Annotated in this window: 16 protein-coding genes; 2 read left to right on the forward strand and 14 right to left on the reverse strand. The window is 70.9% G+C overall.

The window, feature by feature from the left end:
• Position 1: 1 nt before the first annotated feature.
• From QQY66_RS17675 to QQY66_RS17735, 13 genes are all read right to left on the reverse strand, one after another.
• On the reverse strand, positions 2 to 1,045 hold the full coding sequence (locus tag QQY66_RS17675; protein ID WP_301981323.1) for a glycoside hydrolase family 6 protein: 1,044 nt from the start codon (positions 1,043 to 1,045) through the stop codon (positions 2 to 4).
• A 464-nt stretch (positions 1,046 to 1,509) separates the two neighbouring features.
• Complete coding sequence (locus QQY66_RS17680) at positions 1,510 to 2,169, reverse strand: class F sortase (protein WP_301981324.1); 660 nt, start codon at positions 2,167 to 2,169, stop codon at positions 1,510 to 1,512.
• A gap of 5 nt (positions 2,170 to 2,174) precedes the next feature.
• A complete protein-coding gene (locus QQY66_RS17685; RefSeq protein WP_301987366.1) occupies positions 2,175 to 2,807 on the reverse strand; it encodes a hypothetical protein in 633 nt (210 codons plus the stop codon).
• Between the two features lie 103 nt (positions 2,808 to 2,910).
• Positions 2,911 to 3,690, reverse strand: coding sequence for an HAD-IIA family hydrolase (locus QQY66_RS17690; protein WP_301981325.1), 780 nt, complete (start codon positions 3,688 to 3,690; stop codon positions 2,911 to 2,913).
• A 138-nt stretch (positions 3,691 to 3,828) separates the two neighbouring features.
• Positions 3,829 to 4,863, reverse strand: a complete 1,035-nt coding sequence (locus tag QQY66_RS17695) for a 2-aminoethylphosphonate ABC transporter substrate-binding protein (protein ID WP_301981326.1) — start codon at positions 4,861 to 4,863, stop codon at positions 3,829 to 3,831.
• A gap of 42 nt (positions 4,864 to 4,905) precedes the next feature.
• Positions 4,906 to 5,703 carry an ABC transporter permease gene (locus QQY66_RS17700; RefSeq protein ID WP_301981327.1) on the reverse strand — a complete coding sequence of 266 codons (798 nt, stop codon included), beginning with the start codon at positions 5,701 to 5,703 and terminating at the stop codon, positions 4,906 to 4,908.
• On the reverse strand, positions 5,690 to 6,451 hold the full coding sequence (locus QQY66_RS17705; protein ID WP_301981328.1) for a 2-aminoethylphosphonate ABC transporter permease subunit: 762 nt from the start codon (positions 6,449 to 6,451) through the stop codon (positions 5,690 to 5,692). Before QQY66_RS17705 ends, QQY66_RS17700 begins: the two co-directional genes overlap by 14 nt.
• Positions 6,441 to 7,499 (reverse strand): ABC transporter ATP-binding protein, encoded by a 1,059-nt coding sequence (locus QQY66_RS17710; protein ID WP_301981329.1) that lies wholly within the window; start codon positions 7,497 to 7,499, stop codon positions 6,441 to 6,443. The genes QQY66_RS17705 and QQY66_RS17710 overlap by 11 nt, the downstream gene beginning before the upstream one ends.
• On the reverse strand, positions 7,496 to 8,170 hold the full coding sequence (locus tag QQY66_RS17715; protein WP_301981330.1) for a phosphonatase-like hydrolase: 675 nt from the start codon (positions 8,168 to 8,170) through the stop codon (positions 7,496 to 7,498). The genes QQY66_RS17710 and QQY66_RS17715 overlap by 4 nt, the downstream gene beginning before the upstream one ends.
• Entirely contained in the window at positions 8,164 to 9,288 is a 1,125-nt protein-coding gene (locus QQY66_RS17720) for a TIGR03364 family FAD-dependent oxidoreductase (protein ID WP_301981331.1), read from the reverse strand. The genes QQY66_RS17715 and QQY66_RS17720 overlap by 7 nt, the downstream gene beginning before the upstream one ends.
• A 132-nt stretch (positions 9,289 to 9,420) precedes the next feature.
• Complete coding sequence (locus tag QQY66_RS17725) at positions 9,421 to 10,176, reverse strand: GntR family transcriptional regulator (RefSeq protein WP_301981332.1); 756 nt, start codon at positions 10,174 to 10,176, stop codon at positions 9,421 to 9,423.
• A gap of 31 nt (positions 10,177 to 10,207) precedes the next feature.
• A complete protein-coding gene (locus tag QQY66_RS17730; protein WP_301981333.1) occupies positions 10,208 to 10,945 on the reverse strand; it encodes a hypothetical protein in 738 nt (245 codons plus the stop codon).
• Positions 10,946 to 11,346: 401 nt separating this feature from the next.
• Complete coding sequence (locus QQY66_RS17735; protein ID WP_301981334.1) at positions 11,347 to 12,477, reverse strand: ROK family transcriptional regulator; 1,131 nt, start codon at positions 12,475 to 12,477, stop codon at positions 11,347 to 11,349.
• A gap of 48 nt (positions 12,478 to 12,525) precedes the next feature.
• On the opposite strand from QQY66_RS17735, the gene QQY66_RS17740 reads away from it, so the two are divergent.
• Positions 12,526 to 13,599 carry a Gfo/Idh/MocA family oxidoreductase gene (locus QQY66_RS17740; protein ID WP_301981335.1) on the forward strand — a complete coding sequence of 358 codons (1,074 nt, stop codon included), beginning with the start codon at positions 12,526 to 12,528 and terminating at the stop codon, positions 13,597 to 13,599.
• On the forward strand, positions 13,596 to 14,102 hold the full coding sequence (locus QQY66_RS17745) for a heme-degrading domain-containing protein (protein WP_301981336.1): 507 nt from the start codon (positions 13,596 to 13,598) through the stop codon (positions 14,100 to 14,102). The genes QQY66_RS17740 and QQY66_RS17745 overlap by 4 nt, the downstream gene beginning before the upstream one ends.
• 84 nt (positions 14,103 to 14,186) lie before the next feature.
• On the opposite strand, the gene QQY66_RS17750 is transcribed toward QQY66_RS17745, so the two are convergent.
• Entirely contained in the window at positions 14,187 to 15,044 is an 858-nt protein-coding gene (locus QQY66_RS17750) for a fumarylacetoacetate hydrolase family protein (protein WP_301981337.1), read from the reverse strand.
• Between the last annotated feature and the right edge of the window lie 150 nt (positions 15,045 to 15,194).

The following is a 15,194-nucleotide window of genomic DNA, read 5'->3' on the forward strand; positions in this document are numbered from 1 at the left end:
GTCACTCGCTGGCCTTGGCCAAGCTCAGCGCGTACTCCGGCCACCACTCGCCCGCCTTCGGGCCGCCCTTGCACTCGCCGTCCGATTCGCCGGGGCGCTTGGCCCAGACGTAGGCGTCGACCAGGGGGTCCGCCGTCTTGGTGGTCGGGGTTTCGCCGAGGGCACGGCCGGGTGGGTTGCACCAGCGTTCGTCGGGGTTGCCCTCGGTGTAGGGGCCGTTGCCGTTGCGGCTGGTGTCGATGATGAAGGGCTTGTTGCCGACCTTCGCGGAGAGCTCCTTGCCGTAGGCGACGGAGTCCTCGGTGGTGTAGAAGTTCGAGACGTTGACGGAGAAGCCGTCGGCCTTGTCGATACCCGCCCACTGGAGGGGCTCGAAGATCTGGTTGGGGTGGCCCCAGCCGGCGTTGCCCGCGTCCAGGTAGACCTTGGTGTTCTTGTTGGCCTTGAGCTTCTCGACGGCGCCCTTGAGGAGGTCGTAGCGCTCCTCGTGGAACTCGTCCTGGGTGCAGCCGTCGACCAGGTGCAGGATCGCGTCCGGTTCGAGGATCACCGTCGCGGAGCGGTCGCCGATGCCCTTGGCGACCTGGTCGATGAACTCCCGGTACGCGTTGCCGTCCGCGGCGCCGCCGCCGGAGAACTGGCCGCAGTCGCGGTGCGGAATGTTGTAGACGACGAGCAGCGCGTCCCGGTCGGCCTTCTCGGCGGCCTCGGTGAAGCCGCGTGCCTCCTGCTCGGCGCTCTCCGGAGTGATCCACTCGCCCGTCGGCTGCTGAGCTATCTTGCGGATCTGCGCGGCTTCGTCCTGCTTGCCGGCCTTCTCGTACGTCGCGACCTGCTCGGCCGCGTTCCCCTCCGGGTTGACCCAGAACGGGTCGGTTTCCTTGGGCTGTTGGGAGATCTTCGCACCGGCGTCGCCGGTCTCCTCCCCACCGTCCCCGTCCCCGTCCCCGGATGAGCACCCCGCGATCAGCAGCGCCGCCCCCAGCACCACTGCGGACGCCCGCGTTCCGGCCGACAAAGACCTCACCCCCCTCTTGCTGTACATCCAACCCCCCTTGGGTGCACCGTTCGAGGCTCAATCCTGACATACGTCACGCTGCGCCCACGAGGCCGCTCGAGCCTTGTCGGAGAGCTGTTACAGCCCCGATGGTCTGGGTAGGCGCGCGCCCGAGCGGAGGGCGCGGGGGCACGCGAAGGGGAGTGCGCGGGCATGCGTCACACCGGCCGGGAGATCCAGCTCGCTCAGGCTCTGGTGGAGGCGGCGGGCCCTGCCTGGACAGCTACAGCTCCGGGCAGCCGGTGCCGCCGGTGTCCATCCGGCTCGCCCACGCCGACGCCCGTTCCCCGAGCACGACGGGCGTGCCGGTGAGGCGGAGCTGGCGCTGGCCCAGACGCTGGCCGCAAGCGCTGTCCTCGAACGGGTCGCGGATGACGCCGAGTTGCGAGGGGAGGCCGCGGGGACCGTCGCGCCCGCGCGGCGGAGCCGCATATCGATACAGCCCCGCGCCCCTAACGGGGCGTTCCGGTGAGGTACGTCGAGACGATCACGTTTGCTGTATAGCTGCGGCTCTGTCGGTCGAAGGTGCCACCGCAGGTGATCAGGCGGAGTTCGGGGCGGCCGGAATGGCGGGGGCCGTAGGCCTGGTGGGCGTCGAAGAGGTCGCGGGTCACTACCTGGATGTCGTCGACGGTGAACTCGGCGATCTTGCCGTCGTCGCGGGCGACGCGGACCTTCGCGCCGGGCTGCAGGGAGCTGATCTTGTGGAAGACGGCGGGGCGGGTCTCGGTGTCGGCGTGTCCCACCATGAGCGCGGTGCCCGCGGCGCCGGGTTTCGCTCCGCCCGCGTACCAGCCGACCACTCCGGGCTGGTCGAGGGGCGGCGCGTCGACGGCGCCGTGCGCGTCGAGCCCGCGGGCCACGACGGGTGCCTGCACGCCCAGGTCGGGGATGTCGATGCGCTGTGGCAGCGCGGCCTTCAACGGCCGGGCGGCGGGCGGCAGTTCGGCGTCCGGCGGGCGGCCGACCGCCGCCATGTCGCCGGTGGTGGGTGTGGCTGTCCCGTGCCGTACGCCGGTGACCTCCCGCCCCCACAGCCACAGCGCGAGCAGCAGCACCGCCCAGACCACCCCCATCGTGAGGCGGCCGGTACTCGAGGAGCGCTCGGACATCGCCGTCAGTCCGTTCCGCGGCTCCGGCGGGCGCTGCGCAGCGCCACGGCGACCGCGGCGACACCCGCCAGCACCAGCCCGGTCACCGCGTGCCCCGTGCCGGGCCCGGCCGCGTCGGCCTCGGCATCCGCCTCGGCTTCGGCACCGAGCCGGGCCGCACCGCCGCCGCCCGCCTGGACCGGGGCCACCGGTGAGGAGGCGGGGGCGGTGGGCTGGTGCGGGGCCGACGGCTGCGTCTCCGATTGCGTATGCGGCTGCGCCTTCGGTTGCGTCTCCGATGGCATCTTCGGTTGCGCCTTCGGTGGCGTCTTCTCTACGACGGTGAGGGCGCCCTTCGTCTGCGCACCCGCGCAGGTGACCCGCACGTCGTACGTGCCCGCCCTGATCGAGGAGCTGACGCGGGTCTCCCCGACGAGCGTGCCGCCGGAGCCGGTGAGGCGGGCGTCGGCGACGAAGGCCGCCGAGGTCGCGGTGCCGGTGGTGGTGGCGCAGCCGGTGGTCCTGAGGGCGATGTCGGTACCTGGGGCGGGGGACGCCGGGGTCACCGAGAGGCCCCCTCCGTCCGCCGCGTGGGCGGCCGGGGTGAGCGCCGCGAAGATCGCCGCGCCCGCACAGAGAGTGACTTTCAGTGGACCCATCATGAACCTCCCGTAGTCAGGAGGCTCCCCCGCGGGGCCCGGCCGCGCATCCTCAGCCGGGCCGCGCTGCTCCGTACGAGTTGGATTTCGTGGGAGCCGGGTTTCAGACCCGGTCGACGAGGTCGGCGATGGAGTCGACGACCCTCGACGGACGGTACGGGAAGTCCTCGACCTGCTCGGGCCGGGTCAGCCCGGTGAGCACCAGGAAGGTCTGCATCCCGGCCTCCATGCCGGCCAGCACATCCGTGTCCATGCGGTTGCCGATCATCGCGCTGGTCTCGGAGTGCGCGCCGATCGCGTTCAGCCCGGTGCGCATCATCAGCGGGTTCGGCTTGCCCGCGAAGTACGGCTTCTTGCCGGTCGCCTGGGTGATCAGCGCGGCCACGGCGCCGGTGGCGGGCAGCGGGCCCTCGGTGGAGGGGCCCGTCTCGTCGGGGTTGGTGCAGATGAAGCGGGCGCCGCCCAGGATCAGCCGTACCGCCTTGGTCATGGCCTCGAAGGAGTACGTGCGGGTCTCGCCGAGGACGACGTAGTCCGGCTCGTGGTCGGTGAGGATGTAGCCGATGTCGTGCAGCGCGGTGGTCAGGCCGGCCTCGCCGATGACGTACGCGGAGCCGCCGGGCCGCTGGTCGTCCAGGAACTGGGCGGTGGCCAGCGCCGAGGTCCAGATGGACTCGATCGGCACCTCCAGCCCCATGCGCCGCAGCCGGGCGTGCAGGTCGCGCGGGGTGTACATCGAGTTGTTGGTGAGGACCAGGAAGGGCTTCCCGGACTCACGCAGCTTCTTCAGGAACGCGTCGGCACCGGGGATCGGAACGCCCTCGTGGATGAGCACACCGTCCATGTCGGTGAGCCATGACTCGATGGGCTTGCGGTCTGCCATGTGCGGGTTCTCCTGCCGTACGTGCGTGCATGTGCGGGGGCGCCGGAACCACGGCGTACCGACGACCCCAGCGTAGTCAGGAAGCGGTGATCTCGACCCCGTCGATCACCCGGTACCGGTTGTCGGCAGGGGGGCGGCTCAGCTGCCGGTCGCGGACTTCCAGGAGTCGACGTACTTGGTGAGGTTCTTGTCGATGTCGTTCCAGTCGGGCTCGAAGATCTCGACGCCCGCCATGAGCTCGGTGAGCGCGATCGCGGTCTGGTCGGTGGCCTTGACGTCCTTGCGGGCGCTGAAGCCGCCGCCGATCTCGCTGACCTGCTGCTGTGCCTTCTGGGTGAGCATGTAGTCGAGGAGCTTCTTGCCGTTCTCGGTGTGCGGGGCGCCGGTGACCAGGCCGGCCGCGTAGGGCAGGGCGAACGTGGTGGGCTTGCCTTTGGAGGTCGCCGGGAACCAGATACCGAGGTTCGGCATGGACTTGGACTGGGCGAAGTTCATCTGGACGTCGCCGTTCGCGACGAGCAGCTCACTCTTGTCGACCTTGGGCGCGAGCTTGCCGGTGGAGGAGGACGGGCCGACGTTGTTGGACTGGAGCTTGCCGAGGTAGTCCATGGCCGGCTTCTCTCCGCCGAAGTCGTGCATCGCCTTGATGACGACGGCCGTGCCGTCACCGGCGACGCCCGGCGTGGAGTACTGGAGCTTACCCTTGTACTTGGTGTCGAGCAGCTCCTCCCATGTGGTGGGCGCCTGCTTCAGCGCCTTCTTGTCGTAGATGAACGAGAAGTAGTTGTTGACGACCGAGGTCCAGGTCCCGTCGGTGGCCTTGTCGGCCCCGCTGACCTGGTCGGAGCCGGTGGGCGCGTACTTCTGGAGCAGGCCCTTGCCGTCGGCCTGCTGGATGAAGGGCGGGAGCGTCACGAGCACGTCGGCCTGCGGGTTGCTCCTCTCGCGGACGGCGCGCTGCACCATCTCGCCGGAGCCGCCCTCGACGTACTCGACCTTGATCCCGGTCTCCTTCGTGAAGTCCTTGAAGATCCGGTCGTACCAGCCGTCACCGCTCTCGCCCTTGAGGCCGTCGGCGCTGTAGACGGTGACGACCTTCTCGTCGGCGGCGGACGAGGAGCCGCCGCAGGCGGTGAGCGGGGCGGCGATCGGGACGATCCGGTTGCGGGGCATGGCGAGGTGAACTCCTTGCGCAGGTAAGGGATTTATACGGATCTATCGGTACGAGGCTCTGGTGCGGACGCGGGACACGGCGAGCAGGACGAGCAGCGTCGTCGCCATCAGGACCACCGCGACGGCGGAGCCGACGAACAGGGCGCCGCGGTCGGTGGCCGCGTAGATCAGGACCGGAAGCGGGGTCCAGTCGGGCGGGTAGAGCATCATCGTGGCGCTCAACTCGCCCATGGACAGGGCGAAACAGAGGCCGGCGGCGGCGGTGAGCGAGGGCAGCAGCAGGGGCAGCTTGACCCGCCACAGGACGTAGGCGGGCCGGGCGCCGAGCGAGGCGGCGGCCTGCTCGTACGCCGGGTCGAGTCGGGTGAGGGCGGCGGACACCGACTGGTAGGCGAACGCGGTGACCAGGACGGTGTGGGCGAGGATCACGATCTGGCGGGTGCCGTTGAGCAGGAACGGCGGCTGGGAGAAGGCCACCAGGATCGCGAGGCCGACGACCACCGAGGGCACGGCGACCGGCAGCACGAACAGGGCGTCCACGATCCTGCGGTACCGCTGCTTCAGCGCCGCCGCCGCGAGTGCCGCCCAGGTGCCGGCGGCGAGTGCCAGCAGGCTCGCGGCAAGTGCGGTGAGCAGGCTGGTGGTGAGCGCCTGGCGGGCCTCGCCGCGGGTGGCGGCACGGTAGTTGGCGAGGGTGAAGTCCGACGGCAGCGCGCTCGACCAGTGGGTGGCGAAGGACGCGCCGAGGACGACCAGCAGCGGCAGGGCGAACAGGGGGAGGAAGAGAAGGAAGAAGACCGCCCATACGGTCCACTTCGCCTTGCGGCTATGCACCAGCACGTCGGCTCACCACCCGGTAGAGGCCGTAGAGCCCCACGGAGATCAGGACGTTGACCACGGCGACCACGCAGGCGCCCGGGTAGTCGGACTCCAGGATCGCCTTGCTGTAGACGAGCATCGGCAGGGTCGTGACGCCCTTCGCCCCGGTGAACAGGACGATGCCGAACTCGTTGAGACACAGGACGAGGACGAGGCTGCCGCCGGCGGCGAGTGCGGGCAGCGCCTCCGGCAGGGTGATCCGCCGGATGATCCGCGGCGCGCGGGCGCCCAGCGAACTGGCCGACTCCAGTTGGGCGGTGTCCAGCTGGGAGAAGGCCGCGAGCAGGGGTCGTACGACGAAGGGCGTGAAGTAGGTGATCTCCGCGAGGAGTACGCCCCACGGTGTGGTGAGGAACTGGAAGGGGCCCTCTGCCGCGCCCGTGACGTCCGTCCACACTCCGTTGGCCATGCCTACCGAGCCGTAGATGAACAGCAGGGCGAGCGTGATCAGGAAGGAGGGGAAGGAGAGGAAGACGTCGATGAGCTTCGATACGGCCCTTGCCCCTGGGAACGGCACGAACGCGATGATCAGCGCGAGTACGAGGGGGTAGAGAAAGACGAGAGCCAGGAGGGCGATGGGGGGCAGGGCCCAGAGGTGTCGCCACCGCCGTGGGCAGTCGTTCCGCAGGGCGATGGGGGTCCCCCCGCTCGAACGAAGTTGAGAGTGGGGGAGGGTGGGCACGGCCTGCAGCGCCGGGTTACTCGCCATCGGAGTTCACCCCTGCGGGCAGCAGTACGGCGTCCTCCGCAGCGAAATGCAGCGTGACCGTCTCCCCGTGCCCCGGCGGAGCCTTGAGTTCGCGCAGGTCCGCCATGATCTGTTGGCCGTCGACGTCGACGTGCAGGCGATGGGTGGCGCCGCGCCACTGGATCTCGCCCACCGTGCCGGTCAGCCGGTTGGGGCCGTCGCCCAGGCCGACGAGGTGAGGTCGTACGCACAGGGTCGCCCGGGCGCCGTGTGCCGCGCCCGCCGTGTCGACCTTCAGTTCCGCTTCCCCGAAGGTGACGCCGCCTGAACTCACCGTCACCGGCAGGAGGTTGGCGTTGCCGACGAAGGACGCGGTGAACTCGTTCGCGGGGGCGCGGTACAGCTGCTGCGGGGTGCCGCAGGACTGGAGCCGGGCCTTGTCCATCACGGCGATCCGGTCGGCGAGGGTGAGTGCCTCGACCTGGTCGTGGGTGACGTACAGGATGGAGACGTCGGGCAACTCGCGGTGCAGCCGGGCGAGTTCGGCGAGCATTCCGGAGCGCAGCTGGGCGTCGAGGGCGGAGAGCGGCTCGTCGAGCAGGAGCACGCCGGGCCGGATCGCCAACGCGCGGGCGATGGCGACGCGTTGCTGCTGGCCGCCGGACAGCTCACGCGGGTAGCGGCGGGCGTAGGCCGCCATGCCGGTCATCTCCAGCGCCTCGGCCACCCGCCCCCGTATCTCGGACTTCGCGACCTTGCGCGCCCTGAGCCCGAAGGCGACGTTGTCCTCGACCCGCATGTGCGGGAACAGCGCGTACTGCTGGACGACCATCCCGATCCCCCGCCGGTGCGGCGGCAGGTCGGTCACCTCGCGCTCGCCCAGGTACACCCGCCCGGCCACGGGCCGTACGAACCCGGCGACGGCTCGCAGCGCGGTGGTCTTGCCGGACCCGGACGGCCCGAGCAGTGCCATCACCTCACCCGGCTCGACGGCGAGGTCGAGCGAGTCAAGGACGACATTGCCGTCGTAGGCGATCGTGACGGAGTCGAAGCGGATGCCGCCGCTCATGTCAGCACTCCCGGCAACTCCGAGACGGAGCCGAGGACATGGGTCGCCCCGGCCGCCCGCAGCGCGTCCGTGTCGTGTGCGCCGGTCAGCACGCCGGCGACGAGGCCCGCTCCCGCGCGGACCCCGCTGAGCATGTCGTACGAGGTGTCGCCGACGACCGCGATCTGCCGGACGTCGTCCGCCGCGGCCGTACGGAGGAAGGCGGTGAGGACCATGTCGGGGTACGGCCGTCCCCGGCCTCCGGCGTCGGCGGGGCACAGCGTCAGCGGCACCAGGCCCTGCCAGCCGAGCGCGGCCAGGATCGCGTCCTGCGTGGTGCGGGCGAACCCGGTGGTCAGCACGACCGTACGACCCTGGGAGGTGAGCTGCTCGATGGTCTCGCGTGCACCGGGCAGGGCCGCGACCCGGCCGCCGTCGACGAGTTCCGCGTACGCCTCCTCGAAGGCCTTGTTGGCCTCCTGGGCCTTTGTCTCCTCCCCGAACAGATGCCGGAAGACGGAGATCTTGGACTCGCCCATGGTGGCGCGGACGTAGTCCAGCATCGAGCCGGGATCCGCGCCGAGGCGCCGTGCCGCCGCCGCGAAGGCCTGCTCGACGAGACCGCCGTCGGCGACGGTCGTCCCGGCCATGTCGAGCACGACAAGCCGTATGTCCTTGAGGTTGCTCACCATCCCAGCTCCTTGGCGGTCGTCTCGGCGATCGCGGGCGAGCAGGTCATACCGCGCCCGCCGGGCCCGGTGACCAGCCACACCCCGTCGCGCACCTGCTGCCGGTGCACCACCCGCCCCGGGTCGGTGCACTGCGCGTACACCCCGGCCCAGCGGCGCCGGATCTTCGGCAGCGGGCGGCCGAGGAAGGACTCGACGACCTCGGTGAGGTGGTCGTAGGGGTCTTCGAGGGTGTCGAAGGCGAAGGGGTGCTCGTACTCGTGGGTGTCGCCGATGGTCAGCCCGCCGTCGGCGCGCTGGACCATGAGCAGTTGCATACGGTGGTCCGCGGCCGTCTCCGGCTGCGGTTGCCGGGCGTTGAGTTCGTCGAGCGCCGGGCTTCGGTACGCCGGGTAGTAGCGGAAGCTGTCCGCGTCGGCGACCGAGGTGGTGAGCGGCTCGCCGAGCGGGTCGGTCTGCATCATCTGCAGGCGGACGCGGCGCACGGGCAGCTCGGGCCCGGCCACCTCACGGACCAGGCCGCCGAGCCAGGCGCCGGTGCAGAGGAGGACGACATCGCCGCAGTGCACGTCGCCGTGATCGTCCCGGACGGCGTTGCCGCCGATGACCTCGCGTATCTCGCGGCCGGGCTTGAAGGTGTAGTGGGGTGACTTCAACAGCTCGGCGCGCAGGGCGAGTTGGGCGGTGCGCGGTTCGACGGCCGCGTCCCGCTCGCAGTACAGGGCGGCGCTGAACCGCCCACGCAGGGCGGGGTTCAGGGCGCGCGCCTCGTCGGGGGTCAGCAGCTTGTAGCCGCGGGCGGGAGCGTCCTCGCGCGCTACGGCGGCCTCGGCGACGGCGAGTTCGAGGTCGCCGCGGACGGGGGTCAGGGAGCCGTTCGCCCGGAAGCCGAGCCCCGGCACGCGCGCGCCGATCTCCTCCCACAGCTCCCGCGCCCGCAGCGCGGTCTCCAGCTCCTCGCCACCCGCACGGCCGCTCACCCAGATCTGGCCGAAATTACGCAACGAGGCACCGCGAGCCTCCGCCTCGCGCTCGATCTGTACGACCTCATGGCCGCGTTCCACTGCCTGCCAGGCGTGCATGGTGCCCACCACGCCGGCTCCGACGACTATCACTCTCACGACGGCCACGCTCCTCGGGATCGGGGAACCGGAAGGGTCCGGCTGCCAACGAGAGCGTGAACTGGCCATCACGTTTGGGCTAGACCCGTTATCTATTCGTGACAGTAAAAGACGGGATGCATAGGGCGTTTTTCAGCCGCGCAGATGAGTCGTGAACGAGAACCGGTCCCCCCGGAACAGCGTCCGCACCCGCTCCAGCGGCTGCCCGTCGGTGTCCCGTGAGACACGGTGGATCAGCAGCATGGGAAGGGCGGGCGGAGTGCCGATGAGAAGGGCCTCGCGCGGGGTGGCGAGCACGGTCTCGATGCGTTCGTCGGCGCCTCCGAAGGCGATGCCCTGCTGGTGGAGGTAGGCGTAGAAGGAGGAGTCGGGCTCGAAGTCGCTGTCGAGCCGGGGGACCCTGTCGACGGCGACGTAGGTGCTCTCCAGGCCGACCCGCTCGTCGTCGGCGAGCAGCACGCGCTCCAGATGCCAGACGGGTTCGCCGCGGGTGAGGCCGGTCTCGGCGGCGAGCGCGTCGGGACAGGGGAAGCGGTCGAGGGTGACGAGGTTCCGGCCGGGGGTGCGCCCCTGACGTCGTACGCCTTCGGTGTAACTGGCAAGGGACAGCGGCTGCTCCAGCTTCGGGCCCGCGACCACCGTGCCGCGCCCCTGCCGCCGCAGCCGCCCTTCCAGCACCAGCTCACGGATCGCCTGCCGCACGGTCTCCCGGGCGACCTCGTACCGCTCGGAGAGATCCCGCTCGGTGGGGAGCAGCCCGCCCTCTCCGAGTTCGTCGACGAGTACGGAGATCTGCGCCTTCACCGCGTAGTACTTCGGGATGCGGCCGTGCTCGGGGATGCCGGAGCGGACGGGGGCGGCAGGGTGCTGGTCGTTCGGATAATCCACGCAGGGATCGTCGCAGACCGGCGCGGTGCGCTCAGCGGCGCCTCCGTACGAGGAACAGCGCGCCGCCCGTGGTGAGCAGGAAGACGACGGTGGCGGCGAGGGCGCCGGGCGGTGTGCTGAGACCGGTGCGGGCGAGCTCGTCGGCGAAGGGCAGGGGGCGGGCGGGGGCCGGGGCGGAGGCGTCGGTGTGCGGCGGGGTGGGTTCCGGGTCGGTGTCGATGCCGAAGCGGTAGTCGTTGGACTGGCCGACCCAGTCGCCGTCGTCCTCATGGCGCTGTACGACGGCCGCGTTCGCGGTCACCCGGTTCGGCACCGCGTCCGACGTCACCGCCAGCCTCACCTTCACGGTGACCGTCCCGCCCGGGCCGACGGTGAAACCGGGAAAGCCGTCGTGGTCGCCCCCGAAGGCCCCCACCAGTTCATCGGCATCGGTCGCCTCGAAGCGCACCGGACGGGGACGCGGACCGTCGTAGAACTCGAGTCGGGGCTGCGAGGGCTTCAGCGTGTGCCGTTCGTCGACGAGAACGACGACCGGGTGGATGCCGGAGCAGGCCCTGTCGGTGGTGTTGGTGAGATCGAGAGACCAGGTCCCATAGCCACCGCCGGCCTCATAGGACGCGGGGCCGCCGTGGATGCGGGTGGTGAGGGGAAAGGCGCCGTCGTCGGAGGCGGTACAGGCGGCTTCGGTGTCCGCATGCGCCGCGGCGGGGAGAAGGGCGGCTGCCACCGCTAGGCAGAGGGAGGCGGGCGTGAACAGTCGCATGAGCACATGAGCGTGGTGGGTGGGGGTGGGGGAGGGGGCGAGCCATGCCGGGGATGCCGACGATCGAGGCAATAGGTGCCCCCGATTGGCGGTGGGTGCGCGCTACGGCACCGGTGGGCGCGCTCTGCGGCGCCGGAGGGTGCGCTCTACAGCACCGGAGGGTGCGCTCTATAGGGGCGCCCGGTGGGTGCGCCCTGGAGCGGCACGGGGAACTGCTCGATCGGCGGCGCGGACAGCGCTCCTTCAGGGACGCGGGGAACTGCCCGACCGGCGGCGGCAGATACGCCCTGAGCGGCACGGGGAACTGCTCGATCGACGGCGCCCCGTACGCCCCAAGGGGCGCGGGGAACTGCGCGACCAGCCACGAACCACCCGCAGCCGCCCCACGACCAGCAGCCCCCTCACACCTACCCGTCCCCCCGCCCGAACACCGGCGCCAACAACAACTGCGCCGCCCCCTCCGCAACCCCACGCACCCCACCCGGCGCAACCCTCACCGGCACCACCCCCTCTCCCTCCCCCGCCCCCTCCAGCACCGCACCCACCCCCCGCACGAACACCTCCGGCGCCGCAGCCACCGTCCGACCCCCCAGCAGCACCACATCGATGTCCAGCAGCCCCACCAGATTCGCGGCCCCCGCCCCCAGCACCCGCGCCGCCTCGTCGATCTCGCCGCGTGCCACGGCGCCCAGGCACAGTGCCTCGATGCAGCCGCGGTTGCCGCAGGTGCAGGGCGGTCCGTCGAGCTGGATGACCTGGTGCCCGAACTCGCCCGCCCCGGTCCGCGCCCCCCGATGCACGTTCCCGCCGATCACGAGTCCGGCCCCGAGCCCCGTACCGAGATGGAGATACGCGAAGGACCCGCCCCCGCCGCCACGGCCGACGGCGAGCCCGAGCGCGGCGGCGTTGGTGTCCTTGTCGACGACGACCGGCACCCCCAGCCGCCCCTCCAGCGCAGCCCGCAGCGGATACCCGTCCCACTCCGGAAACCCGGTGACGCGATGCAGCACTCCTCGCGCATGATCGAGCGGCCCGGGCAGCGCAACCCCGACACCGGTGAGCCCGGGCACCGCATCCGCCCCCAGCACAGCGGCAACCGCCCCCTCCACCTCCCCCAACACGGCCTCGGCCCCCGCCCCCAGGTCCAGCGGCGTACACCGCTCCCCCACCACGCTCCCCTTGAGGTCGACGAGGACCGCCCGCAGCTCATCCCGGTCGAGATGCACCCCCACCGCATGCCCCGCCTCCGGCACAAGCCGAAGCACGGTGCGCGGCTTGCCGCCCGTGGACGCGCGCCGCCCCGCCTCGGCCACGAGCCCCGCATCCCGCAGCCGAGCCGTGATCTTGCTGACGGCCTGCGGGGTGAGCCCGGTGCGCTCGGCGAGTTCGAGCCGGCTGATCCCGTCGGCGTCGGCCGCACGCAGCAGATCGAGCACGAGCGCGGTGTTGTGGCTGCGCAGAGCGAGCAGATTCGCACCACCGGGCACGCGCCCCGCCACCCCCCGCATGCCACCCGTCGTTCCGTTCACCCCACCCATTCTCCCCACCGCTTGCACTTTGGCAACAGCGTTGCGAAAGTGGGAGCCATGAGTGCTCCCCCTCTCCGCGTCGGCCTGGTCGGCTACGGCCTCGCAGGCTCCGTCTTCCACGCCCCGCTGATCGCCGCCACCGAGGCCCTGACCCTCGACACGGTGGTCACCTCGAACTCCGAGCGCACGGAGCAGGCCCGCGCCGAGTTTCCGGACGTCCGCGTCGCCGCCACCCCGGACGAGCTGTTCGACCGGGCCGACGAGCTGGACCTGATCGTCGTCGCGTCCCCGAACAAGACGCACGTCCCGCTCGCCACCACGGCGCTCAAGGCGGGCCTTCCCGTGGTCGTCGACAAGCCGATCGCGGGCACGGCGGCCGAGGCGCGTGAGCTCGCGGCGTTGGCGGACGAGCGCGGACTGCTGCTCTCCGTCTTCCAGAACCGCCGCTGGGACAACGACTTCCTGACCCTGCGCAAGCTGCTGGCCGAGGGCGAGCTGGGCGACGTATGGCGCTTCGAGTCCCGTTTCGAGCGGTGGCGCCCGCAGCTCAAGGGCGGCTGGAGGGAGTCCGGCGACCCCGCAGAGATCGGAGGTCTCCTCTACGATCTCGGCAGCCACGTCGTCGACCAGGCGCTGGTCCTCTTCGGCCCCGCGACGTCCGTGTACGCCGAGTCGGACATCCGTCGCCCCGGCGCCGAGACGGACGACGACACGTTCATCGCCATCACCCACGCGGGCGGAGTCCGCTCGCATCTCTATGTCTCCGCGACGACCGCCCACCTCGGCCCCCGCTTCCGGGTGCTGGGCTCGCAGGCGGGCTATGTGAAGCACGGCCTGGACCCGCAGGAGGCGGCACTGAAGGACGGGCAGCGGCCCTCCACGACCGCCGGCTGGGGCACGGAACCCGAGTCCCTGTGGGGCCGCGTCGGCTCCGGCGAGTCCCCGCTGACCGGAGGAGGCCGCGCCGAGCCGACCCTCCCCGGCGACTACCCCGCCTACTATGCGGCCGTGGCGAAGGCCCTGCTGGACGGCGGTCCCAACCCGGTGACCGCGCTGGAGGCGGCCGCCGCCCTCGACGTACTGGAGGCGGCCCGCCGTTCCGCCCGCGACCAAGTGACGGTGACGCTGTGACGCACAACCCCGAGCTGACCCCGAAGTTCCACCCCGAACTCACCCCGCCGCTGGAGGAGTTGGAGGCCCAGGAACGCCGCCTGGTCTTCCGCCAGTTCACCTACGACGACGCCTGGGCCCTGGGCTCCCTGCTGGTCGAGATGGCCCGCGAACGCCAGGCCCCGGTCGCCATCGACATCCACCGCGCCGGCCAGCAGCTCTTCCACGCGGCCCTCCCCGGCTCCACCCCCGACAACGACGCCTGGATCAACCGCAAACGCCGAGTGGTCGAGCGTTACGGCTCAGCGTCCTACCTGGTGGGCGCCCACTTCCGAGCCAAGGGCACCTCCTTCGAGGACTCCTCCCGCCTGAACCCCGACGAGTACGCAGCCCACGGCGGCTCCTTCCCGATCACAGTGGAGGGCGCAGGCGTGATCGGTTCGGTGACGGTGAGCGGACTGCCGCAGTTGCAGGACCACAAATTCGTAGTGGAAGCACTGGAGCACTACTTGGAAAAGCAGTAGCCAAACGCCCTATAGGGGCGCGGGGAACTGCGCGACAAGCCACACACAACCCGCAGCCGCCAACAAGCACAGTCCCCCCGCCCCTTAGGCGTCTTTGAACTCCTGCCGCTGCCGACCAAGCCCCTCGATCTCCAGCTCCACCACATCCCCAGAACGCAAATACGGCTTGGGCTCAGGCTGCCCCAGCGCAACCCCCGCCGGCGTCCCCGTATTGATCACGTCCCCGGGATACAGCGTCATGAACTGACTGACGTACCGCACAACCTCCCCCACGGGAAAGATCTGCTCAGCCGTAGTCCCGTCCTGCTTCAACTCCCCATTGACCCACAGCTTCAGGGAAAGCCCCTGCGGATCCGCCACCTCATCCGCCGTCACCAGCCACGGCCCCAGCGGATTGAACGTCTCGCAGTTCTTCCCCTTGTCCCACGTCCCGCCCCGCTCGATCTGGAACTCCCGCTCGGACACGTCATGCGACACCGCATACCCGGCGACATGAGCGAGCGCCTCCTCGGTCGAGTCCAGATACCGGGCCGTACGCCCGATGACGACCGCCAGCTCGACCTCCCAGTCGGTCTTCACGGACCGACGAGGAACCAGCACCGTGTCGTGCGGCCCGACCACCGTGTCCGCGGCCTTGAAGAAGATCACCGGCTCGGGGGGCGGCTCGGCCCCCGTCTCGCGGGCGTGGTCGTGATAGTTGAGCCCGATGCACACGATCTTGCCGATCCGCCCCAGCGGCGGCCCGATCCGCAGCCCGGCCGCGTCCAGCTCGGGCAGTTCCCCGGCGCCGGCGGCCGACCGGATCCGGCCGAGCGCGGCGTCATCGGCGAGCAGTGGCCCGTCGATGTCCGGGACGAGGCCGGAGAGGTCCCGCAGGATCCCCTGGTCGTCGAGCAGCGCGGGCCGCTCCGATCCCGCCGTACCGACTCGCAGCAGCTTCATGTTCACAATCTCCCTCGATCGCGGGCGCCCGGCCGACGGCCACGGCCGGTGTGCGGCCCGCACGCAGCCATCGGAGGACTGGTCGATCCTCCAAGGTCACCGACCACTCCGCAAGACCCGGTTCACGGACTGGACCGGAGTACCCCCCGG

The organism is Streptomyces sp. DG2A-72 (genome assembly GCF_030499575.1).
In the GTDB taxonomy this organism is placed as follows: Bacteria; Actinomycetota; Actinomycetes; order Streptomycetales; family Streptomycetaceae; genus Streptomyces.

Excerpts from the sequence above, each read along its gene's own strand:
- QQY66_RS17675 (WP_301981323.1), bottom strand. The coding sequence starts at position 1,045 with ATGTACAGCAAGAGGGGGGTGAGGTCTTTGTCGGCCGGAACGCGGGCG.
- QQY66_RS17680 (WP_301981324.1), bottom strand. The coding sequence starts at position 2,169 with ATGTCCGAGCGCTCCTCGAGTACCGGCCGCCTCACGATGGGGGTGGTC.
- QQY66_RS17685 (WP_301987366.1), bottom strand. The coding sequence starts at position 2,807 with ATGGGTCCACTGAAAGTCACTCTCTGTGCGGGCGCGGCGATCTTCGCG.
- QQY66_RS17690 (WP_301981325.1), bottom strand. The coding sequence starts at position 3,690 with ATGGCAGACCGCAAGCCCATCGAGTCATGGCTCACCGACATGGACGGT.
- QQY66_RS17695 (WP_301981326.1), bottom strand. The coding sequence starts at position 4,863 with ATGCCCCGCAACCGGATCGTCCCGATCGCCGCCCCGCTCACCGCCTGC.
- QQY66_RS17705 (WP_301981328.1), bottom strand. The coding sequence starts at position 6,451 with ATGGCGAGTAACCCGGCGCTGCAGGCCGTGCCCACCCTCCCCCACTCT.
- QQY66_RS17710 (WP_301981329.1), bottom strand. The coding sequence starts at position 7,499 with ATGAGCGGCGGCATCCGCTTCGACTCCGTCACGATCGCCTACGACGGC.
- QQY66_RS17715 (WP_301981330.1), bottom strand. The coding sequence starts at position 8,170 with ATGGTGAGCAACCTCAAGGACATACGGCTTGTCGTGCTCGACATGGCC.
- QQY66_RS17735 (WP_301981334.1), bottom strand. The coding sequence starts at position 12,477 with ATGGGTGGGGTGAACGGAACGACGGGTGGCATGCGGGGGGTGGCGGGG.
- QQY66_RS17740 (WP_301981335.1), top strand. The coding sequence starts at position 12,526 with ATGAGTGCTCCCCCTCTCCGCGTCGGCCTGGTCGGCTACGGCCTCGCA.
- QQY66_RS17750 (WP_301981337.1), bottom strand. The coding sequence starts at position 15,044 with ATGAAGCTGCTGCGAGTCGGTACGGCGGGATCGGAGCGGCCCGCGCTG.